Genomic DNA, 22,832 nt, shown 5'->3' on the forward strand with positions numbered 1-22,832 from the left:
AGAAGGAAATGTTATTCTTCGCGCAGGGCCACGGCCGGCTGGATACCCGCCGCCAACCGGCTGGGGTACAGCGCACAGCCCACCGCCAGCGCGTACAGGCCGGCCGCCGCCGCCGCCATCGCGGTGAAGTACACGCCGGCCGGCACGTTGAAGGCCCCCAGCAGCGGAAACTGCACCGCCACCAGCAGCCCCAGCAGCAGGCCAAACGTGGTGAGCACCAGCACCTCGCCCACCACCTGCCCGCTGATGCCCCCCGCCGTGGCCCCCATGGCCCGGCGCACGCCGAGCTCAGCGCGCCGCTGGTTGATGGCTTGCCACAGCACACCAAACAGGCCCAGCGCCACGTTCACCACCAGGAATACGCAGACCAGCACCAGGGCCCCAAGGGGCGTCAGGGCCTCCTTCAGCTGGGCGGCGCGCTGCTTCGGGAGCGCCGTGATGCTCACGCGCCAGCCCTTGGCAATGGCCAGCGTTTCGGTGCTCATTTGCCGCTCCAGCTGGGCCCCGGACCCCGGCTGCACCCGCAGCAGGAGGGTCGAGGCTTCGCCGAGGGCGGTGTCCTGCGGGCTGACGCGCATGAGCAGGGCGGGCCGCGGCGCGACCAGGTCCCCGTCGGCCCGGAACCGCTCGACGACGCCCACCACCCGAAATTTCTCGTCGTTGCGCGCCACCACCTGCCCCAGCGGCGACTGCTGCGGGAACAGCTGCCCGGCCAGGTCGCGGGTGAGCACGGCCGGCGGCAGGGCCGCGCCGTCGTCGCGCCGGTCGAACCAGCGGCCCGCCACCACGGGCAGCTGCAACACCTCGCGCAGGGGGTCTTCCACCGAGTGGCCGCTGGCCGGGGTGGCCCGCAGCCCCTCGGTGCCCGCGCCCACCTTGGAGGCGTTGGTGCTGCCCGAAAACGGGGTGTTGCCCGAGGTGCGGGCCACGGCCACCACGCCCGGCAGGGCCCGCAGCCGCGCCACCACCTGCCGCACCGTGGCCAGGTAGCTGGCCGGGGGCTGGGTGCCGGGGTCGAGGTCCACGCGCCACACCTGCGCGTAGGCGAAGCCCAGCGGCGTGCGGTAGTTGCGCTGGTAGTGGGCCAGCAGGCTGCCGACCACGAACAGGACCACGAAGGCCAGGAACATTTCGGTGATGAGCAGAAAGTTGGCCCGGCGGCGGTTCCAAATCAATGTAAACAGGTGGCGGATCATGCGGGGTTGCTTTCGCCTTTAAGGGCCTGCACGGCCTGGAGTTTCGACATTTTGTAGGCCGGGTACACCCCCGACAGCAATCCAAAAAGCAGGATGATGACCACGGCTCCCAGGAAGACCCGGCCGTTAAGCCCGAACTGCGTGTAGGCCACCAGGCCGCTGGTATTGATGAGGTGCAGGGCCGCCGCGGCCAGCCCCAGGCCCAAGGCCCCGCCCAGCACCGTCAAAAACAGGTTTTCGACCAAGAACTGCCGAACCAGGGCCCCGCTGGTGGCCCCGAAGGCCTTGCGCACCCCAATTTCGGAGCTGCGGTCACGGATGCGGCTGACGTTGACGTTCACCAGGTTCAGGGCCGGCAGCAGCATGAACAGTAGCAGCAGCCCGGCGCTCACCTGCCCGAACCAGGGCACCCCGTCGTCGGGGCCGTCCTCGCCCAGCCGCTCGCGCACCGTGGTGGCCAGCAGCGAGCCGGCGTAGAGCCGCACCTCCGTGCACCACTTGTACACGGCCGTGGGCGGGGGCACTTGGCGCACGGCCCGGGCAAATTCCTGCTGCATGGCTGGCACATCGGCGGCCCGCCGGGCCAGCAAAATGGCCATGCAAGAGCCCATGTACTCCGCGTTGTGGATGTCCTGGGTGCTGGTCGTGATGGGCATCCACACCTCGGCGTAGGTGAAACCGCGGGAGGCGGGCACGTCGCGTACCACGCCCACTACTCGGTAGCGAACTTCATCGGTGACGATGGTGCGGCCCAGCACGCCGCGGGCGGTGCCGAAGTAGTTGCGGGCGGTGCTCTCGTTGATAACCGCCACGTGGGCCGCCGCGCTCACTTCCTGCGGGTTGTAGGGCCGGCCTTCGAGGAAATCAAAGTCCAGCACTTGCCAGAATTCGCCGTCGGTGTATTTCTGGTCCAGCTCCAGCTTGGTGTTGCCCACGTAGGCCACGGCCGTGCCGTGGCCTGTGCTGATGGACACCTTTTCCGGCGTGCGCAGCGGGCGGATGTAGTGCTCCAGAAACGAGTAGCTGGGGTGGCCGCCGTTCTCTATTTGCGGCGACCAGTAGTACAGGGAGCTGGTGAACAGCAGCCGGTCCACCCGCTTTTCGGGCGCGTGGGGCCCCACCGTGTGGTCAAACATGGCGTACACCACCAGCAAGATCATCAGCGTGAAGCTGATGCCGAACAGGCTGATGAACGTGAAGAACTTGCGCCGCTGCAAGACCTTCCAAGCCATTTTTAAGTAATTCCAGAGCATAAAAAGGCGGGTTTTAGAAACTGACCTATTCTTCGCGCAGCGCCACTGCCGGCTGGATGCCCGCCGCCAACCGGCTGGGGTACAGCGCGCACACCACCGTAAGCAGGTATACCAGCCCGGCGGCCAGGGCCATGGCGGTGGCGTACACGCCCACCCGCACGCCCAGCACGCCCAGCAGCGGGAACTGCGCCGCTACCAGCAGCCCCAGCGCCAGCCCGAAGGTGGCCACCACCAGAATCTCGCCCAGAATTTGCCCGCTGATGCCGCCAGCGCTGGCCCCGATGGCCCGCCGCAGCCCGATTTCGGAGCGGCGCTGGTTGATGGTTTGCCACAGCACGCCGAACAGGCCCAGCGCCACGTTCACGACGAGGAACACGCAGGTGATGACCAGGGCCACCAGCGGCATCAGCACGGCCTTCATCTGCTTGTCGCGCGCCTCCGAGAGCGGGGTAATGTTGCTGCTCCAGCTCGGGCCGATGGCGCGGATGTCGGCGCTCATCTGCTTTTCCAGGGCCCCGCCGGCGCCGGGCTGCACCCGCACCAGCAGCGTGCGCAGGTGGTCGAAGGTGGTGTCTTGCACGCCGTTGCGCAGGAAAATGGCCTGTTTGGGGTCCGCGAAATCCCCGTCGGCGCGGAAGGCGGCCGTGACGCCCACGATGCGCCGGTTGCCGTCGGCCACAACGAGCTTGCCCAGCGCCGTTTCGGTCGGGAACATCAGCTCCTTCATGTCGTGCGAGATGACGACCACCGGGGCCCCGTCGTCGCGCCGGTCGAACCAGCGGCCTTCCTCCAGGGGCAGCTGGAGCACGTCGGCGGCCGCGTCGTCCAAGTTGTAAACGTTGCTGGGCGGCCGGAAAATCCGCTGGTCGGGACGCTCGATGTTACTCGAATTATGGCTGTTGGTGAACGGCGTATTCGAGCTGGTGCGCGTCACGCTGCGCACACCGGGCAGCGACTTCAGGCGCTGGATGACTTGCTGCTGGGTGGCGTAGCGCTCGGCCTTGGGTTGGGTGCCAGGGTCGAGGTCCACTTCCCACACCTGTTCGTAGGCAAAGCCCAGCGGGGCCCGGTAGTTCTGCCAGCGGTACACCAGCAGGCTGCCCACCACAAACAGCACCACGAAGGCCAGGAAAATCTCCACAATCAGCAGGCCGTTGGCGCGCTTGCGGTTCCAGATGAGGGTAAATAAGTGTTTCAGCATTACTTGGTTCCTCCTTTTAGGGCCTGAATTGCGGGTAGCTTCGACATTTTATAAGCCGGGTACACCCCCGACAGCAACCCGAAAAACAGCACCGCCCCCAGCGCCACCGCAAACACCCGCCCGTTCAGGGAGAACTGCGCATACTCGATGACGCTGCTGCCGTTGAGCAGCGCCAGGGCCCCGGCGGCCAGGCCCAGGCCCAGCACCCCGCCCACCAGCGTGAGGAAAATATTCTCGACCAGAAACTGCCCCACCAGCCGCCCCGCCGTGGCCCCAAAGGCCTTGCGCACCCCGATTTCGGAGGAGCGCTCCAGCATCCGGCTCACGTTCAGGTTCACCAGGTTCAGGGCCGGCAGCAGCATAAACAGCAGGGCCAGCCCTAGCGCCACCCGCCCAAACCAAGCCACGCCGTCGTCGGGCCCGTCGGTGTCGGTCACGAGGTTGCGCACCGCGAAGCCCAGCAGTGTGTCGGCGTACACCCGCAGCTCGGTGAACTGCTTGGGGTCCTGCACGGGCACGTGGCGCATCACTTGCTTGAACTCCTCCTGCATAGCCGGCAGGGCTTCGGCGCTGGGGGCCAGCAGGATGGCCATGCAGTTGCCGAAGTAGTTGGGCTCGTGCACGTCCACGGTCAGGCCCAGGGGAATCCACATGTCGGCCGTGCTGAGGTAGCGCGCGGCGGGCACGTCGCGCACCACGCCCACCACCCGGTAGGCGGTGCCGTCGGCCTCGATGGAGCGGCCCACCGCGCCCGCCACCGCCCCGAAGTAGCGCCGGGCCGTGCTCTCGTTGATGACGGCCACGCGGGCGTCGGTGCCCACTTCCTGCACCGAGTAGGGCCGGCCGGCCAGAAACTCAAAGTCCAGCACTTGCCAGAACGCGCCGTCGGTGCCCTTTTGGCTGAGCTTCAGCTTGGTGTTGCCCACGTAGGCCACCGCGTAGCCGCCGCCCGTGGCCAGCGATATCTTTTCGGGCGTGCGCAGCGGCCGTACGTAGCGGTTCAGAAAGGAGTAGCTGGGGTTGGAATTGCCCTGGCTGTTGGGCGACCACAGCCCCAGGTGCGTCACGAACAGCAGCCGGTCCACGCGCTTTTCGGGCGTGTGGGGCCCCACCGTGTGGTCGTACAGGGCGTACACCACCAGCAAAATCATCAGCGTAAAACTGATGCCGAACAGGCTGATAAACGTGAAGAACTTGCGCCGCTGCAAGACCTTCCAGGCAATTTTGAAGTAGCTTAAAAGCATGGTATTGGCGCGCAAAAGCGTGGATTAGCCGACCTGGCTGCCGTCGAAAAGGCGGATGAGGCGCTGGGTTTTCAGGGCCTGCTGCTCGTCGTGGGTCACCATCACGATGGTGGTGCCATGGTCGCGGTTCAGGCCCAGCAGCAGGTCCATTATTTCCTCGCCCATCACCGAGTCGAGGTTGCCGGTGGGCTCGTCGGCCAGGATGATTTCCGGGGCCCCGGCCAGGGCCCGGGCAATGGCCACCCGCTGCCGCTGCCCGCCCGAGAGCTGGCTCGGGAAGTGCCCCGTGCGGGCGCTCAACCCCACTTTGTCGAGGGCGGCCAGGGCCCGCTGGCGGCGCTCCTTGCCGCCCAGCCCGGGCCGGTACAGCAGCGGCAGTTCCACGTTATCAAGCACCGCGAGGTCATTTATCAAGTGGTAGCTCTGGAAAACGAAGCCGATTTTCAGGTTGCGCAGCCCGGCCAGCTCCTTGTCGGAGTACGACTGCACGGGGCGGCCGTCCACGGCCACGGTCCCGTGGGTGGGCTCATCCAGCAGCCCCATCAGGCTCAGCAGCGTGGACTTGCCGCACCCGCTGGGCCCCATGATGGACACAAACTCGCCCCGCCCGATGGTGAGGTTGATGCGGTGCAAAGCCACCGTTTCGATGGTTTTGGTCTGGTAGATTTTCTCGATGTCGGTGAGCTGGAGCACCGGCGCGGCGGAGGTTTGCATGAGGGAGAAAGAAGGGGTTAGGAAGGGTCGTCGCTGAGGGCAACTTGGCGGTCAAAATCGTAGAGCGTGAGGGCCCGCAGGCGGTAGTGGGCTACCCAGCCGGCGCGCAGGGCCAGGATGTAGCCGCGCCGGGCCCCGTCCTTGGCCGCCTGGGCGATGATTAAGTCGGTGAGGCTGAGGCGGCCGGCCTCGTAGGTGGCGCGGGTGATGGCGTAGCGGCGCTGGGCCAGCGAATCGGCGCGGGCGGCCAGGCCCACCTGCTGGCCCAGGGGCCCCAGCTGGCGGGCCTGCACCAGCACGGTTTGGGCAAAGGTGGCCTCGTCCTGGGCCACGTTGCGCTGCTCCTGGTCGCGGTTCAGCTCGGCGGTGCGCACGAGGCTTTGGCGGCGGCCCCAGTCCACGAGCGGCAGGCTGAAGGCTAGGCTGACTTGCTGCTGGTTTTGCAGGCTCAGGTAACTGGCGCTCAGGCGGTCGGCCTGGTTCACGTAGCCCAGGTTGGCCAGCAGTGTGGCCTGGAAGCCGGTGGTGCCGCGGGCGTAGGCCACGTCGCGGGCCGCCAGCAGCAGCCGGCGCTGGAAGGCCAGGGGCGCGGCGCGGTGCTGGCGGGCCTGGGCCAGGGCCTCGGCGGGCACCACGGGCGGTACCGGCGCGGGCACCGGCACGGCCAGCGCGGCAATGGCTCCAGCCTGGGGCCCCGGCAGCCCGGCGTAGGCGGCCAGGGCCACGGCGGCGTTTTCGGCGTCAAGGCCAGCCTGGGTTTGGGCCTGCTGGGCGTTGAGCAAGTTCAGCTCCAGCTGAATTAAGTCGCTCTGCGAGAGGCGGCCCAGGCGGTAGCGCTCCTGGCCTACGCGCAGCAGCTCGGCGGTGGCGCGGGCATTTTGGGCGGCCACGGCGGCGTTCACCTGCTGCACCAGCACGTCGAAGTACAGCTCGGTGGCGCGCTGGGCCACGGTTTCGCGGTCTTCGGCAAACTGGCGCTGGCTTTCGCGGTAGCGCAGCGGCTCCACGGCCCGGGCCCAGCGCAGCGGGTTGAAGTAGCCGATGGGCTGCGTCAAACCTAGCGTAAAGGGCTGGTTGTTATACTGCTTGGTGCCGCCGTTGAAGTTGTCGAACCGCTGCACCTGCGAACCCAGCACCACCTGCCCGCCCGTCAGGCCAATGTTCTGCGTCACGGCCACGCCCAGCGTCGAGTTGTTGTAGCGCACCGACTGGAAGGCCGTGGTGCCATCGGGCTGCACCACCGGCGCAATCAGGCGGTTGAAGTTCGGCAGCACGCCCGTCAGGCCCAGTTGCGGGCGGTAGTTGGCCTGGTAGGCGCGGTAGGTCCAGTAGCCGGTTTCGCGGTTGGTGCGCGCCTGCTGGCCCACGGCGGCGCGGCCCTGGGCCTGGGCCACCACGGCGGCCAGTGTCAGGCTGTCGGTGGCAGTGGGGCCCTGGGCACGGACGGGCGCGAAGGCCAGCACGCTGATTATGAATAAGTAGAAGAATTTCATCAGCAAGTGTGCTGTCAAATTGTGGCTTATGCCTTGGTTCTGAAAAGGCCGTCATGCTGAGCTTGTCGAAGCATCTCTACTGCTCAACTAATCAGGATTACTGCTGCGGAAGAGATGCTTCGACTCCGCTGCGCTGCGCTCTGCATGACGGCCTTTTTTTGCTTCTTATGCTTCTTAATTAGTCGTGGAGTGCCAGCTCGGGCGTTTCCAGGTGGTCTTTCATGTCCGACACCACTACCTCGTCGCCGGCTTGCAGGCCGCTGGTTATCTGCACGTAATCGAAGTTGCTGTCGCCGAAGCGCACCACTTTCCGCAGGGCCTTGCCACCGCGCACCACGAACACCGCCTGCTCCTGCCCGCCCTGGTAGAAGGGGCCGTTTTTGAGGCGCAGCACATGCGGGTGGGCCCGGGTGATGACGAACACGTCGGCGCGCAGGTTGGCGCGCAGGGCCGGGGCGTGGTCGTTGGCCAGCTGGGCGTAAAAGGTCACCACGCCCTTGTCCACGGCCGGGCTGATGCTGGCCACGGTGCCGCGCAGGTCGGTGCCGTTGGCGCGCACCACCACGGGGTCGCCGGGGTGCAGCTGGCCCGCGTAAGCGTCTGACAGCGTGGCCCGCACCCGGAAGCGGCTCAGGTCTGCCACCCGGGCCAGGGGCTCGCCGGCGGGCACGGCGGCCCCCAGGTTGTCGTTCACCCAGGTCAGCACGCCCGGCTGGGGGCTGCTGATGTCGGCCTGCCGCAGCTTGCCGGCCAGCTCGGCAATGCTGCGCTGCTGCATCGACACGGTGTAGCCCAGCTCGCGCACGTCGGCGGCGCTGGCCCGGCGCTGGTTGGCGAGCTGGCGGGCCAGGCGGTCGGCTTCGAGGCGGGCCACGGCCAGGTTCAGCTCAGCCTGGCGCACGGCCTCGGCCGTACCGCCGCCAATTTCCAGCAAGTGCTGCTCGTCGCGCAGCGTCGATTGCAAGCTCCTGACCTTCACGGCCTGCGAGGCCGCCTGGGCCCCCAGGTCGTTGAGGTGGCCTTCGAGGGCCAGGCGCAGCTGGTCGTTCTTGTTCTGGTTGCGCAGCTGCTCGTCGTCGAGCTTGGCCAGGGCCCCCTGTGAGGCTTCTTTATCAAGCTCCAGAATGGTTTGGCCGGGCGCCACCTGGGCCCCCACGGCCACCGCCACCCGCCGGATGGTGCTGGCAATGGGGCTGGAAATCACCGCTTCGTGCGCCGGGATGATGGTGCCGGCCGCGGTGAGGGCCGCTTCCACGTCGCCGGTTTCCACGCGGGCCGTCAGCACGTCGGCGCGGCGCAGGCTGGGCTGCAAGGCTTTGCGCAGGGCCCACCAGCCGGCCACGGCCAGCGCCAGGGCCCCCAGGCCCAGCAGCCACTGGCGGCGGCGGCGGTTCGTTTGAACGGATGGGGCAAGGGCTCTGTCCATTTGCGGGCACTGTAGGGGGTGGTTCTCCCCTACTTTGCCAAGCCGCGTGCCAATTTTATAATAAATTGTATTTCAATACTTTATATCATAATTTATGAAACGACAGCTTGAAAAACTGTCCATTTGTGGACACCTGCCCGCAATTGGACAAGTGTAGCGTGGACTCTGCGAGTCCGCGCGGTTGAACGGTCGCTCAACGATAATCGGCAGGACGAAGCGAGAGGCGCGGGCTCGCAGAGTCCGCGCTACGACGCGCCTATCCCGTTTAGCAGTGCAGATTTGAGGCCCCGGCGCTACGGCGTAGCTAACTCCCTACCTTTCGCCGCGTACAAACGGAGGTTACTCCTGCTCTTGCCTATGAAAATTCGTGCTGGCTTCCTGCTTTTGACGGTTGCCCTGCTGGGGGCGGCCCCCACGCCGCACCAGTTGGTGGTACCGGGCCGCAGCCTGGGGCAAGTGCAGCTGGGCCTGGCCCCGGCCGCCGCCCACCTGCCCACCACGCCGCCCAACAGCAGCGACGGGGCCATGGGCAAAGCCTGGGCCACGTGGTACGGGGCGCGGCCGGCCCACGGGGCCCCCACCGAGCTGGACGTGTACACGGCCCCGCCGCCCGGCGACGACGGCAGCCACCGCTCCGTACAGGTAGTGCGGGCCACGTCGCCTTACTTCCAGCTGGCCAATGGCTTGCACGCGGGTTCGCGCCTGCGCAACATCCGGGCGGCCTATGGGGCCCTGCCGCTGGCCACGTCCTACAGCGTGCCCGGCGGCGTGCGCTACCTCTACGACGCGGGCGCCAAGGGCATTGCTTTTGAAACCAACGGCAAGGCCCTGGATAGTAAGTGCACCGCCGTCATTGTGCACCTGCCCAAGCTGGCCGCGAAGAGGTTCTACGTGTCCATGGGCCAGTACCTGCACAACCGGACCAAGCCGCGCTAAGGGCCCTGTGATTAGAGGATATACGACGCAAAAGGTCATTAAGAAGAGGCGGTCATGCAGAGCGCAGCGAAGTAGCCTTCCCGCAGTAGTAATCAGGATTAGTGGCGCGGTAAAGATGCTTCGCTGCGTTCTGCATGAACGCCTTTTTTGCCTCTCTCGGTAGCAAGGCAACCGCGCGAACCAAGCCGCGCCAGGGGCCTTAGCTGCCCCAGATTTGCCAGACAAATACGGAGGCGGCGTAGGCCAGGCCGGTCATGTACACGAGCTGGGCGGCGGGCCAGCGCCAGCTTTTGGTTTCGCGGTAGGTCACGGCCAGCGTGCTCATGCACTGCATGGCGAAGACGTAGAACACGAGCAGCGAAAACGCCCGCGCCGGCGTGAAAAACGGCTGGCCATCGAGCCCTTTTTCGGCCCGCAGCTTCTGCTGCACGGTGCCCATGTCGGCGTCCTGACCCACGCTGTAGATGGTGCTCATGGTGCCCACGAATACCTCGCGGGCGGCGAAGGAGGTGAGCAGCGCGATGCCGATTTTCCAGTCGAAGCCCAGCGGGCGGATGGCCGGCTCCAGTGCGTGGCCGAACGAGCCGGCGTAGGAATTTTCGAGGCGGGCCGAGGCCACCTGGCGGCCCAGCTCGGCGGGCGTCCAGCGGTGGACGGCGGCCTCGCGGCGGGCCTGGGCTTCGGCCACTTCCTGGCGCTGGCCGGGGCCGTAGCTGGCCAGGCCCCACAGCAGCACCGAGATGGCCACAATCACCTGCCCGGCCTGCCACACGAAGGCCTGCACTTTTTGGTAGATGGTGAGGCCCACGTTCTTCCAGCGCGGCCACTTATACACCGGAAACTCCATGATGAAGTAGCTCCGCTCGCGGGCCTTCAGCAGCACTTTCAGGAGCCAGGCAGAGCCCAGGGCCGAGAGCAGGCCGAGCAGGTACAGGCCCATCAGCACCACGCCGCGCAGGTTGAAAAAGCCCACGCGCTCGTCGGGCACCACCAGCGCCACCAGCACCGTGTACACCGGAATGCGCGCCGAGCACGACATGAGGGGCGTCACGAAAATGGTGATCATGCGGTCCTTCCAGCTCTCAATCGTCCGGGCCCCCATGATGGCCGGCACGGCGCAGGCCAGCCCCGAAATCAGCGGCACCACGCTCTTGCCGCTCAGCCCAAAGGGCCGCATCAGCTTGTCCATGAGGAAGGTAACGCGGGCCATGTAGCCGGTTTCCTCCAGCACCGCCAGGAAGGCGAAGAGCAGCGCAATTTGCGGAATGAAGATGAGCACGCCGCCCAGGCCGGCCAGCACGCCCTCCGTCAGCAGGCGCGTGAGGGGCCCCGGCGGCAGCGTGTTTTGCAGCCAGCCGCTCAGGGCCCCAATGCCTTGGTCAATCAGGTCCATCGGGTACTGCGCCCAGGCGAAAATGGCCTGGAACAGCAGGAACAAAACGGCCAGAAAAATCAGGTAGCCGCCGACGCGGTGCGTGAGCACCCGGTCGATGCGGTTGCTGACGGGCTCGCGCTGCTCGGTGCGCGTCACCGTCACGGTTTCGAGCAGAATCTCGTTGATGCGGGCGTAGCGCCCGATGGTTTCGCTGGCCTGCTGGGCCGTGCCGTCGAAGGCGTATTCCTGCACCAGGCCCTGCACGTAGGCGCGGTCTTCGGCGCTGAGGAAAGCCAGGTACTCGGCCTGTTGGGCGTAGTGCAGCGCCAGGTAGTCGCTGTGCAGCTGGAAGTGGGAGCGCAGCCGCTGCACCAGCGGGTGCACCGCCGAATCGGGCTGCCAGAAGCGCACGGGCGGGGCGGCCAGGCGTTCGGCCATCACAATTTTGAGGGCCGCCACGCCGCTGCCGCTGCGCGCGTTCATGGGCACCACGGGCACGCCCAGCTCGGCCTCCAGGGCCCCCAGGTCGATGTGCACGCCGTGGCGCGCGGCCACGTCGGTCATGTTCAGGGCCAGGATGGCGGGCAGGCCCAGATCAGCCAATTGGCTGAACAGCAGCAAACTGCGGCGCAGGTTGCTGGCGTCCACCGTTACCACCACAAAATCGGGGTAGCTCGTAGACGACGGGTCGTAGAGCAGGTCGGTGATGACGCGCTCGTCGAGGCTTTTGGGGTAGAGCGAGTACGTGCCGGGCAGGTCCACAATCTCGGCGCGGCGGGCGGGCGTGAGCTGCGCCCAGCCGCTCTTGCGGTCCACGGTCACGCCGGGGAAGTTGCCCACCTTTTGGTTGAGGCCGGTGAGCTGGTTAAAGAGCGAAGTTTTGCCCGAGTTGGGGTTGCCGATGAGGGCGATGCGCATGGGCCGCGCCGACGCTTCCGGGGCCCCTGGGCCCACGGCCGCCGCCGCCGCAGTTGTCCAAGCCTCTGCCATCCCCTTGGTAGTTAGTCCTTAAGCAAGATGGTGGCCGCCTCGCTGCCGCGCAGCGAGAGCGTGTACTCCTCGTCGCCGAGCACCAGCATCAGCGGGTCGCCGAAGGGGGCGCGGCCGCTCAGGCGCACCGTCACGCCGGGCACGCAGCCCATGTCGAGCAGGCGCAGGGCCATCACGGGGTCTTCGAGGCAGCAAATGGTGCCGGTTTCGCCCACGCGCAAGTCGCGGGCCGTGCGCCGGGGAGTAGGGACGGGGGAAGGAGCAGCCACAGCAGGGGTGTACGGCATTCTATTTAGAAAGTCTTTAAACAAAGGTACGCCGCTGCTGCCAATCGCGAGGGCCCCGAATCGGGGCGGTGCCGGGGCCCCCCAGGTACCCGGGCGAAAACCAATGACACGAAATCCTGCGTAATTGTTTAAGACAATTTTTTTTCTAATATCTTTCCGTCTGAATTTGCAGTATTTACCGCTGAACTATCTAATCATGTTAAGACGCTTACTTTTTATTGCATTATGCGGGGTTATACTACCTGCCTATACTTACGCACAGTCCGGACAAGTGCTACTTAAGGGCACCATCGTGGACGCAGCCACCAAGGAGCCCTTGCCCTTCACGTCCATTGGCCTGAAGGACGAGCAGGTGGGGGCCCTGAGCAACGAGCACGGCCAGTTTGTGGTGCCCGCGCCTACCAAAAACGCGCAGGACACGCTGCTCATCATGGCCCTGGGCTACTTGCGCAAAACCGTGCTCGTGAAGCGCGGCGCCGCCCTCGACAACTTCACCATTGAAGTGCCCAAGCAAGCCGTGGCACTGAAAGAAGTGACGGTGAAGGCCGGCAAAATAAAAAACGCGGCCCTGGGGGCCCGTACCAACAACCCCGGCGAGGGCATGATCCAGGGCCAGGCGGGTTCGCAATACGCCTTCTTTGTGAAGAACGACAAGCAGAAAAAGCTGGGGGCCGTGCGCACCGTGTCGTTCTACATCGGCGAGAACGGCTTTCCGCGCGAGCCGTTCCGGGTGCGGATTTACAAGGCCGACGGCAACTACAACGCCCCCAACACCGACCTGCTGACCGAGAACGTGGTGGTGTCGGCCCCGCAGGGCGGCCAGTGGTACACGGTGGACCTGACGCCCTACAACGTGGTGGCGCCCGACGAAGGATTTTTTGTGGCGATGGAATGGGTGGTGAGCGGCGACAAGTTCTTCACCACCAACTTCATGGACGATTACACGCCCTACGGCCAGATCATGAAGCCCACGTTTGAATTCAAGGAGAGCCGCACCTGGACCTACAGCATCGGCAAGGGCTGGAACCTGATGACGCTGGCCAACGGCACCGGCCAGCGCTACAATGCCATGATCAAGGCCGACGTGGACATGATTAAGTAACCGCCAGTAAGCCAAACTATTCGCCTGCCTATTTTATTTTTTGGGGCCCCGCGCTCAGCGGCGCCCCCCGCGCCCCGCGCTGCGGGCCGTTCCATCCGCTACCCGTTATACCTCCCGCTTCCATGCTGAAGAAACTACTTTTTCTCCTATTAAGCGCCGGCTTGCTGCCGGGCCTGGCCCGCGCCCAGGAGGGCCGCATCACCGGCCGCGTAGTGAACCAGACCACCAAAGACCCCGTGGCGTTTGCTTCCATTAGCCTGCGCGACGAGGGCACCGGGGCCCTCACCAACGAGTACGGCTACTTCCAGCTGGCTATGCCCGAGCGCAGCCTCGACGATTCGGTCGTCGTTGAGGCGCTGGGCTTCCGGCGCACGGCCATCCGCGTGAAGCGCGGGGCCAACATGGAGGACCTCATCATTGAGCTGCCCAAGCAGAGCGTGCGGCTGGCCGAGGTGACGGTGAAGGCCGCTCAGATGAAGCCGGCCCTGCTGGGGGCCCACACCACGGCCCCCGGCCTGGGCATGATCCAGGGCTTGCCCGGCTCGCAGTACGCGGCCCTGATGAAGAACGACAAGCAGAAAAAATTCGGCTACATCCGGTCGGTGTCGTTCTACATCGGTGAGAACGGCTTCCCGCGCGAGCCGTTTCGCGTGCGCCTCTACCGGGCCGACGGCAACTACAACGCTCCGAACTCGGACCTGCTGCTCGACAACGTGGTGGTGTCGGCTGCCCGCGGCGGCGGCTGGTTCGACGTGGACCTGACTTCGTACAACATCCCGGCCCCCGACGAAGGATTTTACGTGGCCATGGAGTGGATTGTGAGCGGCGACAAGTTCTACACCACCAACTTTATGGACAACTACACGCCCTACGGCCAAATCCTGCGGCCCACCTTCGAGTTCAAGGACAGCCGCACCTGGCTCTACGCCATCGGCCGCGGCTGGAGCCTGATTACCCTGGCCAACGGCGCCTCGCGCTACAACGCCATGATCCGGGCCGAAGTGGACGCCACCAAGTAGGGCCCATTGGGCACGGAGTTCTTGGACAGGTAAAACTATAGAACGGTCATGCTGAACGCAGTGAAGCATCTTTACTGCGTCGTTGCCCGATTGAATTACTCAGCGGGAAAGATGCTTCACTGCGTTCAGCATGACGGTTTTTTTGCCTTTTCTTAATTCAGGAAGAAGCCTACGCTTTATACCTGGCCAGCGCTGGCCAACCACCAAAAGAAAGCCCCCGGCAACGCATGTTGCCGGGGGCTTTTTCGATGCCTTTGGGGCCCTACTTCTTGGCGGGGCCGCGCTCGGTAATCCAGGCGCGGATGGTTTCTTCGGCCAGGGGCGAAAACGTGGGCTTGGGCTGCCCAGCCACCACAGGCCACTGCCCAGGCTCGGGCTGAAAGAGGTGGTTGACCCCGGGCAACTTCTTTACCATGAGCAATTTGTTGGCTTTAAGGCCTTTTTCCAAGGCCGCTAGGTTGGCGTCGGCGCTCACGAAGCCGTCGGCCGTGCCGTTGAGCAGCAGCACGGGGCAAGCCACAAATTTGAGGTTGGCAACTGGGTCGAACTCAAGGAAGTAGCGGTAGCGGGCGGTGGTCATTTCGGCGGCGCGGCGCTGGGCAGTGGCCGCGTCGGTGGGGCTGTTGCTGTGGCGCAGCAGGTTAGTCACCATCATCCGGGCCAGGTCGTTGTCGGGCGTGCGGCCAATGACGTCGAACACGGCTTGCTGGCGCTTGGCGATGGCGGCCAGCTCCGCATTATCAGTGCCGAGCTGCCGCAGCGTGGTGCTCTGCTGCTGGAGCACCAGCTCGCGGCCGGGCAGCCCGGCGGCCGCCAGCGCCACCACAAAATCGGGCGGCAGCGGCTGGGCCGCCGCCAACAGCGCCACGTTGCCGCCCTCGCCGTGGCCGATAAGGCCGAGCCGGGACGAGTCGGCCTCGGGCCGGTTACGCAGGAAACTTAGGCCGGCCTGTGCGTCGCTCACCAGCTCGGCGGCGGTGGGCTCGGGCGCGGGGGCCCCGGCCTGGCCCACGCCGCGGTCGTCGAAGCGCAGCACGGCCACCCCGCGCCGGGTGAGGTAGTCAGCCAGCTGGCCCAGCGGGGCGTACCCGTCCACGGCCCCGTTGCGGTCCTGTACGCCGGCATCGCTCACCAGCACCACGGCCGGGAAGGGCCCCGGACCCGCCGGCACCGTGAAGGTACCGGCCAGCCGCGGCGCCGCGGCGCCGCCGCCAAACGCTACGTTTTCTTCGCGGTAGGGCGGGGTGAGGCGCGTGGACGCGGCCGTCGCCACCGGCGCGGCCGAGCGGGCCAGCGTCATCGCCACCTTAAAGCCGGGCTGCTGCCAGGTGCCCACCAGCTGCTGGCCTTTGGCCGCCAGCACGCCCACAAAGCGGCTGCCCGCCGCCGGGGCATAGAATTGCACCGTGTCGTGGCTTTGCGTTACCTGCACCTCCAAATGGCTTACCTTTTGCAAGGGCACGTCGAGCGTACCAAAGTAATCGCCGCTGGTAAGCTTGAGAAAGCGAAAAACGACTTCCAGTGAGCCGCCGGGCACTTTTAGAGGGCCTTTCCAGAAGCCGTCGAGAGGCGCAGCAGGTGGCTGATCCAGGGCCCCGGTCGGGGGCGTGGGTCCCTGGGCACTGGCCGGACGGGCCAACAGCAGCAGGCCCCACACTGCAAATCGAGCGCGCTTAAATTGTATTCTGCGAGTAAACATTCTGCAAAATAACAACTGCGGGCGGATTTTCGAAACTATTAATGTAAGAATAGTTAGACGCTGGTACTTAACCAATTTACTAAAGCACAAAATCGGGCCCCGGGGCCACCAAGTCCTGCCCATCACGGCAAAAACTTGGCGGACCCGGGGCCCGGCTTTGCATTTTAACCGGTAGACCTAGCGGGTGCGCACGGCGATTTCGACGCGGCGGTTCTCCTTGCGGCCGGCGGCTGTGGCGTTGCTGGCCACGGGCTGGGCTTCACCCATGGGCTCCACGCTCACGCGGCCGGCATCGATTTTACCGGTCGTGACGAGGTAGTTTTTTACGGCCTCGGCACGCTTCTCGCTCAGGTCCTTGTTGTAGTCCTTGTCGCCGCGCGAATCAGCGAAGCCCATCACGCGCACCTCACTTTTGGCGAAGCGCTGGCCGATGGAACCTGTGATTTGCGCTAGGGCCTTGGCAGCGCTGGGCTTAACGGTAGCCTTGTCGGTGTCGAAGAGTACGGCTTCGTCTACGCTGTACACGTTGTAGTCGCTGTCGCCGCGCACCGTGACGCCGGGCAGGTTCACCTCCGTGAACTTCACGTCTTTGAGCTTGTCCTTGGTCACCGTCCAGGCGTTGCTGATGGCCGCGCCGGCGGAGGCCACGGCCCCTTTGGCAGCGTCGCCGGCGTTGGCAGCCACATCGCCCGCGGTTTTGCCGTCGCGGGCCATCACGGCCGTGTCGGCGCTGGCGTCGCCCAAGGTTTCTTTGGTTTCAGATTTTTTGGTTTCGCAGCCGGCGAGCAATACGGTGGCGGCTACAAGGGAGAGGAAGGGCTTGTACATGGTAATTTCAGTAAATGAATGTTGCCATACGCAGCCGGGGGCCCCGGCGTTGGCTTATTCCGTTACAAATACCCGTTTCACCCGCTCGCTCACGTTGGTGAGCAGCTCGTAGGCGATGGTGCCGATGCGGGCCGCCAGCGCCGGCAGCGGCAGCCCCGCGCCAAACACCACGGCCACGTCGCCGGCCCGGGCTTCGGGGATATCCGTTACGTCTACCATGCACATGTCCATGCACACCGAGCCCACCAGCGGGGCCGGCTGGCCGTGCACCAGCACCGCGCCCGCCCCGTTGCCGAAGCGCCGGTCGTAGCCGTCGGCATAGCCGATGGCCAGTGTGGCGATGCGGCGGTCCAGGGCCCCGGCCGCGCCCCGGCGGCCGTAGCCCACGGTGGCGCCGGCGGGCAGGGTTTTAATTTGCGAGATGGTGGTGCGCAGCGTGCTCACCGGGCGCAGGGCAGTGGCATCCAGCCCACTGGCATCGACGCCGTAGAGCCCGATGCCCAGCCGCACCATGTCGAGCTGCGCCTCGGGGAAGCGCCGGATGCCGGCCGAGTTCAGCGCGTGCTTCAGCACGGGGCGGCCCAGGGCTTCCTCCAGGGCCCCTGCCATGCGGCCGAACGCGGCCAGCTGCTGGCGGGTGAAGTCGTCGTGGGCGGGGTCGTCGGCCGCGGCCAGGTGCGTCATGACGCCGGCCACGGGCAGGCGGGCCCGGTGCTGGCGCAGCAGGGCCCCCAGCGCCGGCACGTCGGCCTCCTCAAAGCCCAGGCGGCGCATGCCCGTGTCGAGCTTGAGGTGGATGTGGGGGAGCGGGAAGTGGGCCGCGGGCCGCGGGCCGCCCGCCGGGGCCGCGAAGGCGGCCAGGTACGCCTCCAGGATTTCGAAGGAATAGATTTCCGGCTCCAGGCGGTGGCGGCGCAGCAGCTCGAAGGCGTCGGGGGCCGGGTTCATCACCATGATGGGCAGCCCGATGCCGGCCTCGCGCAGGGCCACGCCCTCGTCGGCGTAAGCCACGGCCAGGTAGTCGGCCCGCTGGAACTCAAGCAGGCCGGCCACTTCGTACGAGCCCGCGCCGTAGGCGAAGGCCTTGACCATCACCATCAACTTGGTGCCCGGCCGCAGCTGCTGGCGGAAGTGCTGGAGGTTGTGGCCCAGCGCGTCGAGGTTCACTTCGAGCACCGTGCCGTGCTGCTGCGCCTGCAACGCCGCCACGATGCGCTCGAACCCAAAACGGCGCGCGCCCTTCACCAAAATGGTTTCGTGGGCAAAATCGGCCGGGTTGAGCTGGGCCAGGAAGGCCTCGGTGCTGGGGTAGGTTTGAATTAAAGATTCAGAATTAAAAATTGAAAGTTGATTTGGGTTAAAAACTTCGCTGATTGCAACTGGTGCCTTTGAAGGCATTTTTAATTCATCATTTTTAATTTTTAATTCCGCTAACTCCGCCGAAATTTCCGGGCCGATGCCCACCAAGCGCGTCACGCCGTGGGCGGGCAGCAGGGCCCCCACGCGGGCGTAGAGCGCGGGGCCCGTCAGGCCCGATTCGAGCACGTCGCTGAGGATGAGGGTGCGGCGGCCGGGGCGGGCCTGGCGGCCCAGCGCGGCCAGGGCCAGGGCCAGGCCGGCGAGGTCGTTATTATAGGTATCGTCGAGCAGGTAGCTGTCGTGGCGGCCCTGCTTCATTTCGAGGCGCATGGCCACGGGCTGGAGGCGGGCCAGGCGGCGCTGGATTTCGGCTGGGGCCACGCCGCGGGCCAGCAGCACGGCCAAGCAGTGCAGGGCGTTTTCAACGGAGGGCTCATCGGCGAAGGGCAACACGAAGTCGGCCCGGGGCCCCAGCGCGCCGGCGCGGGCCTTCACGGCGGTGCGGCCCGCCTCAGCCGGCGCCACCCGGAAACGCAGGGCCGCGCCGGGCGCGTCGTGGCGCGTCCAGCCGAAGCCGGGCAGGGCCAGCGCGGCCACGGCGTCGCGCACGGGGCCCTGGTCGGCGCAGTAGTAGAGGCGCCGGAACTGGGGCCCCTCGAACAGCCGCAGCTTCTCGCGCAGCTTCTCGGCTTCGGAGGCAAAGCCGGCGTCGTGGGCCGTGCCGAGGGTGGTGAAGATGCCTTCGGTGGGCTGGATGACGGCGGCCAGTTTCGCCATCTCGCCCACCTCCGAAATGCCGGCTTCGAACAGGCCCAGCGTGTGGCGCTCGGGGCTCAACTCCCACACGCTCAGCGGCACGCCCACCTGCGAGTTGTAGGAGCGCGGCGAGCGGCAAATGACCTCATCGGGCCCCAGCAGCTGGGCCAGCCACTCCTTCACGATAGTCTTGCCGTTCGAGCCCGTGATGGCCCACACGGGGCCCGCAAACTGCTGGCGGTGCGCGGCGGCCAGCGCTTGCAGGGCCCCCAGCGGGCTGGCCACGGCCACAAACCCCGCCCCCGGGTACGCCGCCAGGCCACCGGGCAGCGCGGCGCCTTGCTCCACCACGAACAGGCGCACACCCTGGGCGTAGGCCTGCGGCAGGTAGCGGTGGCCGTCGTGGCTGGGGCCCCGCAGGGCGATGAACAGGGCCCCGGTGGGCGGCCCGGCGCGGCGGCTGTCCAGCACTAGGTGGCGCACGGCGGCCGGCCCAGTGGGGGCCTGGAGCAGGTGGCCGCCCAGCAGGGCCGGCAAATCAGCGAAGAGCAAGGGAGGTAGCACGGGGCAAAGGTCGGGGCCCCGCCCGATGTAGCGTGGACGCGTGTAACGATTGACCGAGCAGGGCGATACTCGCGGCGCTTGGTGTAGCGTGGACGCTGCGAGTCCGCGACGAGCGCAGCGAGTATGACGATTGACCGGGCTGATTGACCGGGCTATTAGCACACTCGCTGCGCTCGTCGCGGACTCGCAGCGTCCACGCTACATTCTGGGGCAAGAATCCTCTTAATATTGCGTTACCTAGATTCATTTATCTTTCACCCTCCTTTTCTGCTGAATGAAACATACTGACTTGTTGCGCCGGGGCGTGCGCTGCGCCCTGGGGGCCCTGGCCCTGGGCGCGTGCAGCCCCAAAACCGCCGCCGTCGTGACGACGGCCCCGGCCCCAGCCGCTGCTACGGCCACGGCCGCCGCACCCGCGCCCGCCCCGGCCGGACCCGCCTTTCAGATTCCGGTGGAGTACTACACCCTGCCCAACGGGCTGCGGGTGACGAACTCGCTGCTCGGCGGCTCGTTTGGCTCGCGCATCACCCGCAACATCCGCGAGGACAAGGGCTACACGTACTCGCCCTACAGCTCGGTGGGCACCCACTACCACACCGGCGACTGGAGCGAAAGCGCCGACGTGACGACCAAGGACACCTACAATTCGCTGCACGAAATCGTGAACGAAATCGAGCGGCTTCAGAAAACGCCGCCCTCGGCCGACGAGTTGAAGGGCATCCAGAACTACGAAAGTGGCATGTTTGTGCTGCGCAACTCCAACCCCGGCGGCATCATCAGCCAGCTGAACAACCTGGACTTGCAGGGCCTGCCCGACTCGTTCCTCACCGAGCAGGTGAAAAACATCAACGCCGTGACGCCCGCGCAGGTGAGCGCCACGGCCCGCCAGTACATCCGCCCCGAGGCCATGACCATCGTGGTGGTGGGCGACCAGAAAGTGGTGGCCCCGCAAATAAAGAAGTTTCAGGACTCGCTGAAGAAGCCGCTGTAATCAGGTAGCGTCCACGCTAAAAGCGAAGAAGCCGTGCCGAGTCGTCGGCACGGCTTCTTCGCTTTTAGCGCCTGTCCAAACAGGGCGCTGTCATTCCGCCGAAGGAGGAATCTGAGGACTAACCTCAACTGGTTTTACCCAGATTCCTCCTTCGTCGGAATGACAACGCCGACAGGTTTTCTGGGGCCCCAGCCGGGGCCTACCGCTTCACGAAGTTGCTGAGCGACACGTCGTAGCTGCCGTCGGCCTTGGCCAGAATGCTGAAGTGGGTGGGGTAGTAGCCGGGTGTTTCGTACTGCGCCGGCTGCTTGATGTCCTGCTCCAGCGTGGGGTTGGTGCGCAGGTAGCTCAGGGCTACCATGGGCTCCCAGAAGGTGACGTGGCTGTTATAGCTACCATAAATAAAGGTTTCGGTAAACGGCTGCCCGTGCAGCTCCGGGCTGCTCACGTCGGTCCAGTGGGCCCCCATGGCGGGCACGCCGCCGGGGTTTTTCACGTAGCCGGTGGGCAGGTAGGCGGCGGCCGGCACCTTGTCGAAACCGGTCGGATTCACGGCGTAGGGCGGAATCTGCATCACTTCGGCCATCGGCATCATGTAGAAGTGAAAGTCGAAGTGGGGCACGTCGTAGATGCCGGCCGGCTCGTGGCCCAGCGGATTCCAGTTAATCATGACGTGCCGAAACGGGGTTTTTTGGGTGGCGGCGTCGGGCAGCGCCAGCATGAAGTCCGTGCCCGGCAGGGTGGCGGGCAGCTGGTCGAGGGCCCCCTTGCTGAGCGTGAAGCCCATGGCCGTGGGGTTGCCCTGGCCGTCGAGGTTGACCCAGGTGTTGGCCTTGCCGTTGCCGATGGCCACGGCGGGGGCCGTTTGGGTGCTGGGCTGGTTAGCATCGTCTTTCGCGCACGCGCCGAGCAATAGGGCAAGGCTGACGCACAACCACAGGTTTTTCATAGCAGAGGGTGGCAAATGTGAATGAAAGGCCCCGGCGCGACACCGAACGTCGCCAGCGCGCCAGGCTTATATTATAAATATAATATATATTATATAAATTTCCGTCATTGGCCAATTATTTATTCCTCGCACCTTAAACCGGCCCAAGCTGGGCCCACCGGCGGGTTGGCCTGGCTGCTTCCTTGCTTTGCCGGCACGACGCCGCGCTAGCACGGCACAACAACGCTGGTGTTGCCCGCCACCACCTCGGGGCCCAAACGGCTGGCAATGCGCGGTTTCAGGGCCCCAGAACCGCGCTGGCCGCGGCAGCTATTACCGAGCCGGAGTATTAGCAAGCCGCAAACCGGGGCGTTCCGCACTGCCGGCAAGCCGCGGCGGAACTGGGAACCCGCCAGCAGCTATCATAATCAAATCTGCCTTTTAAAATAATTATATAACCAACCGTTATATTTGGGGCATGAATCTTCAGCAGCTCACCTACCTCGTGGCCCTCGATACGCACCGCAGCTTTGGGCTGGCGGCCGAAAAAAGCTTCGTGACCCAGCCCGCCCTCAGCGTGCAGGTGCAGAAGCTGGAGGACGAGCTAGGCGTGCTGCTGTTCGACCGCAACAAGAAGGGCGCCGAGCCCACGGCGGTGGGCGTGAAGGTGATAGCCCAGGCCCGGCAGGTGCTGCGCGAGGCCCAGCAGCTGCGCGAGCTGGTGCAGGTAGAGAAGGGCGAGATGGTGGGCGAGCTGCGGCTGGGCGTCATCCCCACGCTGGCCCCGTACCTGGTGCCGCGCTTTTTGGTGGGCCTCACCACGGCCTACCCGCAGTTGCAAGTGCGGGTGGAAGAGCTGCGCTCGGAGGAAATCATGGTGCAGCTCAAGGACCACCGCCTTGACGTGGGCCTGCTCGTGACGCCCCTCGACGACCGCCAGCTGCGCGAGCTGCCCGTGCTGGAGGAACCGTTCCTGACCTACGTTTCGGCCAACCACCCGCTGGCCGGCAAGGCCCAGATCGAGGCCGCCGACCTCAAGGCCCCCGGCATGTGGCTGATGCAGCAGGGCCACTGCTTCCGCCACCAGGTGCTGAACCTGTGCGCCGCCACCACCGACCCCAACGCCCACGTGACCTACGAGAGCGGCTCCATCGAAACGCTGATGGAGCTGGTGCGCCGCCACCAGGGCTACACGCTGGTGCCCGAGCTGGCCGTGCTCGACGAGTTGGACACGAACCCGCTGGTAAAGCGCTTCGTCGACCCCCAGCCCGTGCGCGAGGTGAGCCTGGTGGTGCACCACGGCTTCGTGCGCGTGCCCCTGCTCACGGCCCTGCGCCAGCTCATTCTGGAAAGTGTGCCCGAGCGCCTATGGGCCGGCCAGTCGGGCGCCAAAGTGCGCTGGCGCTAGCGCATTCATAGCGCGGACGCTGCGAGTCCGCACGGCTGAACGGTCGCTGAACAATGACCGGTA

The 22,832-nt window shown here is 65.8% G+C and carries 18 protein-coding genes; 5 read left to right on the forward strand and 13 right to left on the reverse strand.

What is annotated here, in order from left to right; translation table 11 throughout:
* Positions 1-11: 11 nt before the first annotated feature.
* From AXW84_RS19045 to AXW84_RS19075, 7 genes are all read right to left on the reverse strand, one after another.
* Positions 12-1,196 carry an ABC transporter permease gene (locus AXW84_RS19045; protein WP_071892322.1) on the reverse strand — a complete coding sequence of 395 codons (1,185 nt, stop codon included), beginning with the start codon at positions 1,194-1,196 and terminating at the stop codon, positions 12-14.
* Entirely contained in the window at positions 1,193-2,449 is a 1,257-nt protein-coding gene (locus tag AXW84_RS19050; RefSeq protein WP_068236954.1) for an ABC transporter permease, read from the reverse strand. Before AXW84_RS19050 ends, AXW84_RS19045 begins: the two co-directional genes overlap by 4 nt.
* 25 nt (positions 2,450-2,474) lie before the next feature.
* Entirely contained in the window at positions 2,475-3,650 is a 1,176-nt protein-coding gene (locus AXW84_RS19055) for an ABC transporter permease (RefSeq protein WP_068236957.1), read from the reverse strand.
* Entirely contained in the window at positions 3,650-4,894 is a 1,245-nt protein-coding gene (locus tag AXW84_RS19060) for an ABC transporter permease (RefSeq protein ID WP_068239751.1), read from the reverse strand. The genes AXW84_RS19055 and AXW84_RS19060 overlap by 1 nt, the downstream gene beginning before the upstream one ends.
* 24 nt (positions 4,895-4,918) lie before the next feature.
* A complete protein-coding gene (locus AXW84_RS19065; protein WP_442905547.1) occupies positions 4,919-5,608 on the reverse strand; it encodes an ABC transporter ATP-binding protein in 690 nt (229 codons plus the stop codon).
* 17 nt (positions 5,609-5,625) lie between these two features.
* Positions 5,626-7,101, reverse strand: coding sequence for a TolC family protein (locus AXW84_RS19070; RefSeq protein WP_068236960.1), 1,476 nt, complete (start codon positions 7,099-7,101; stop codon positions 5,626-5,628).
* A 178-nt stretch (positions 7,102-7,279) separates the two neighbouring features.
* On the reverse strand, positions 7,280-8,527 hold the full coding sequence (locus tag AXW84_RS19075) for an efflux RND transporter periplasmic adaptor subunit (RefSeq protein WP_068236963.1): 1,248 nt from the start codon (positions 8,525-8,527) through the stop codon (positions 7,280-7,282).
* A gap of 357 nt (positions 8,528-8,884) precedes the next feature.
* Here AXW84_RS19075 and AXW84_RS19080 point away from each other — a divergent pair, with 357 nt between their 5' ends.
* The gene (locus AXW84_RS19080) at positions 8,885-9,463 is read left to right on the forward strand and encodes a hypothetical protein (protein ID WP_068236966.1); all 579 of its coding nucleotides are present in this window, start codon (positions 8,885-8,887) and stop codon (positions 9,461-9,463) included.
* A gap of 199 nt (positions 9,464-9,662) precedes the next feature.
* Here AXW84_RS19080 and feoB read toward each other — a convergent pair whose 3' ends face one another.
* Together feoB and AXW84_RS19090 are read right to left on the reverse strand one after the other, a co-directional pair.
* Complete coding sequence (gene feoB / locus AXW84_RS19085) at positions 9,663-11,828, reverse strand: ferrous iron transport protein B (protein ID WP_082773993.1); 2,166 nt, start codon at positions 11,826-11,828, stop codon at positions 9,663-9,665.
* Positions 11,829-11,839: 11 nt separating this feature from the next.
* On the reverse strand, positions 11,840-12,097 hold the full coding sequence (locus tag AXW84_RS19090; RefSeq protein WP_236943169.1) for a FeoA family protein: 258 nt from the start codon (positions 12,095-12,097) through the stop codon (positions 11,840-11,842).
* A 289-nt stretch (positions 12,098-12,386) separates the two neighbouring features.
* Between AXW84_RS19090 and AXW84_RS19095 the strand changes: the two genes are divergently transcribed.
* Together AXW84_RS19095 and AXW84_RS19100 are read left to right on the forward strand one after the other, a co-directional pair.
* Positions 12,387-13,217 carry a carboxypeptidase-like regulatory domain-containing protein gene (locus AXW84_RS19095; RefSeq protein WP_068236971.1) on the forward strand — a complete coding sequence of 277 codons (831 nt, stop codon included), beginning with the start codon at positions 12,387-12,389 and terminating at the stop codon, positions 13,215-13,217.
* 122 nt (positions 13,218-13,339) lie between these two features.
* Positions 13,340-14,236 carry a carboxypeptidase-like regulatory domain-containing protein gene (locus AXW84_RS19100; RefSeq protein WP_082773995.1) on the forward strand — a complete coding sequence of 299 codons (897 nt, stop codon included), beginning with the start codon at positions 13,340-13,342 and terminating at the stop codon, positions 14,234-14,236.
* Positions 14,237-14,498: 262 nt separating this feature from the next.
* Here the strand turns inward: AXW84_RS19100 and AXW84_RS19105 are convergent, their stop codons facing one another.
* The 3 genes from AXW84_RS19105 to AXW84_RS19115 form a co-directional block, all read right to left on the reverse strand.
* Positions 14,499-15,893 (reverse strand): alpha/beta hydrolase family protein, encoded by a 1,395-nt coding sequence (locus AXW84_RS19105; protein ID WP_068236976.1) that lies wholly within the window; start codon positions 15,891-15,893, stop codon positions 14,499-14,501.
* A gap of 219 nt (positions 15,894-16,112) precedes the next feature.
* Positions 16,113-16,763, reverse strand: coding sequence for an OmpA family protein (locus AXW84_RS19110; RefSeq protein WP_068236978.1), 651 nt, complete (start codon positions 16,761-16,763; stop codon positions 16,113-16,115).
* A gap of 54 nt (positions 16,764-16,817) precedes the next feature.
* The gene (locus AXW84_RS19115) at positions 16,818-19,442 is read right to left on the reverse strand and encodes a bifunctional UDP-N-acetylmuramoyl-tripeptide:D-alanyl-D-alanine ligase/alanine racemase (RefSeq protein WP_236943170.1); all 2,625 of its coding nucleotides are present in this window, start codon (positions 19,440-19,442) and stop codon (positions 16,818-16,820) included.
* 274 nt (positions 19,443-19,716) lie between these two features.
* Here AXW84_RS19115 and AXW84_RS19120 point away from each other — a divergent pair, with 274 nt between their 5' ends.
* The gene (locus tag AXW84_RS19120; protein ID WP_082773997.1) at positions 19,717-20,433 is read left to right on the forward strand and encodes a M16 family metallopeptidase; all 717 of its coding nucleotides are present in this window, start codon (positions 19,717-19,719) and stop codon (positions 20,431-20,433) included.
* Between the two features lie 199 nt (positions 20,434-20,632).
* Here the strand turns inward: AXW84_RS19120 and AXW84_RS19125 are convergent, their stop codons facing one another.
* Positions 20,633-21,382 carry a DUF5602 domain-containing protein gene (locus AXW84_RS19125; protein ID WP_068236985.1) on the reverse strand — a complete coding sequence of 250 codons (750 nt, stop codon included), beginning with the start codon at positions 21,380-21,382 and terminating at the stop codon, positions 20,633-20,635.
* 457 nt (positions 21,383-21,839) lie between these two features.
* Here AXW84_RS19125 and AXW84_RS19130 point away from each other — a divergent pair, with 457 nt between their 5' ends.
* Positions 21,840-22,769 (forward strand): hydrogen peroxide-inducible genes activator, encoded by a 930-nt coding sequence (locus AXW84_RS19130; RefSeq protein WP_068236988.1) that lies wholly within the window; start codon positions 21,840-21,842, stop codon positions 22,767-22,769.
* Positions 22,770-22,832 lie beyond the last annotated feature (63 nt).

Origin of the sequence: Hymenobacter sp. PAMC 26628, from assembly GCF_001562275.1 — a bacterium.
Classification (GTDB): domain Bacteria; phylum Bacteroidota; class Bacteroidia; order Cytophagales; family Hymenobacteraceae; genus Hymenobacter.

Bases quoted from the DNA above. Each gene is read 5' to 3' on its own strand.
- AXW84_RS19075 (WP_068236963.1), bottom strand. From the start codon at position 8,527: ATGGACAGAGCCCTTGCCCCATCCGTTCAAACGAACCGCCGCCGCCGC.
- AXW84_RS19060 (WP_068239751.1), bottom strand. From the start codon at position 4,894: ATGCTTTTAAGCTACTTCAAAATTGCCTGGAAGGTCTTGCAGCGGCGC.
- AXW84_RS19130 (WP_068236988.1), top strand. From the start codon at position 21,840: ATGAATCTTCAGCAGCTCACCTACCTCGTGGCCCTCGATACGCACCGC.
- AXW84_RS19100 (WP_082773995.1), top strand. From the start codon at position 13,340: ATGCTGAAGAAACTACTTTTTCTCCTATTAAGCGCCGGCTTGCTGCCG.
- feoB (WP_082773993.1), bottom strand. From the start codon at position 11,828: ATGGCAGAGGCTTGGACAACTGCGGCGGCGGCGGCCGTGGGCCCAGGG.
- AXW84_RS19080 (WP_068236966.1), top strand. From the start codon at position 8,885: ATGAAAATTCGTGCTGGCTTCCTGCTTTTGACGGTTGCCCTGCTGGGG.
- AXW84_RS19125 (WP_068236985.1), bottom strand. From the start codon at position 21,382: ATGAAAAACCTGTGGTTGTGCGTCAGCCTTGCCCTATTGCTCGGCGCG.
- AXW84_RS19050 (WP_068236954.1), bottom strand. From the start codon at position 2,449: ATGCTCTGGAATTACTTAAAAATGGCTTGGAAGGTCTTGCAGCGGCGC.
- AXW84_RS19045 (WP_071892322.1), bottom strand. From the start codon at position 1,196: ATGATCCGCCACCTGTTTACATTGATTTGGAACCGCCGCCGGGCCAAC.
- AXW84_RS19055 (WP_068236957.1), bottom strand. From the start codon at position 3,650: ATGCTGAAACACTTATTTACCCTCATCTGGAACCGCAAGCGCGCCAAC.
- AXW84_RS19120 (WP_082773997.1), top strand. From the start codon at position 19,717: ATGAAACATACTGACTTGTTGCGCCGGGGCGTGCGCTGCGCCCTGGGG.
- AXW84_RS19065 (WP_442905547.1), bottom strand. From the start codon at position 5,608: ATGCAAACCTCCGCCGCGCCGGTGCTCCAGCTCACCGACATCGAGAAA.
- AXW84_RS19110 (WP_068236978.1), bottom strand. From the start codon at position 16,763: ATGTACAAGCCCTTCCTCTCCCTTGTAGCCGCCACCGTATTGCTCGCC.
- AXW84_RS19070 (WP_068236960.1), bottom strand. From the start codon at position 7,101: ATGAAATTCTTCTACTTATTCATAATCAGCGTGCTGGCCTTCGCGCCC.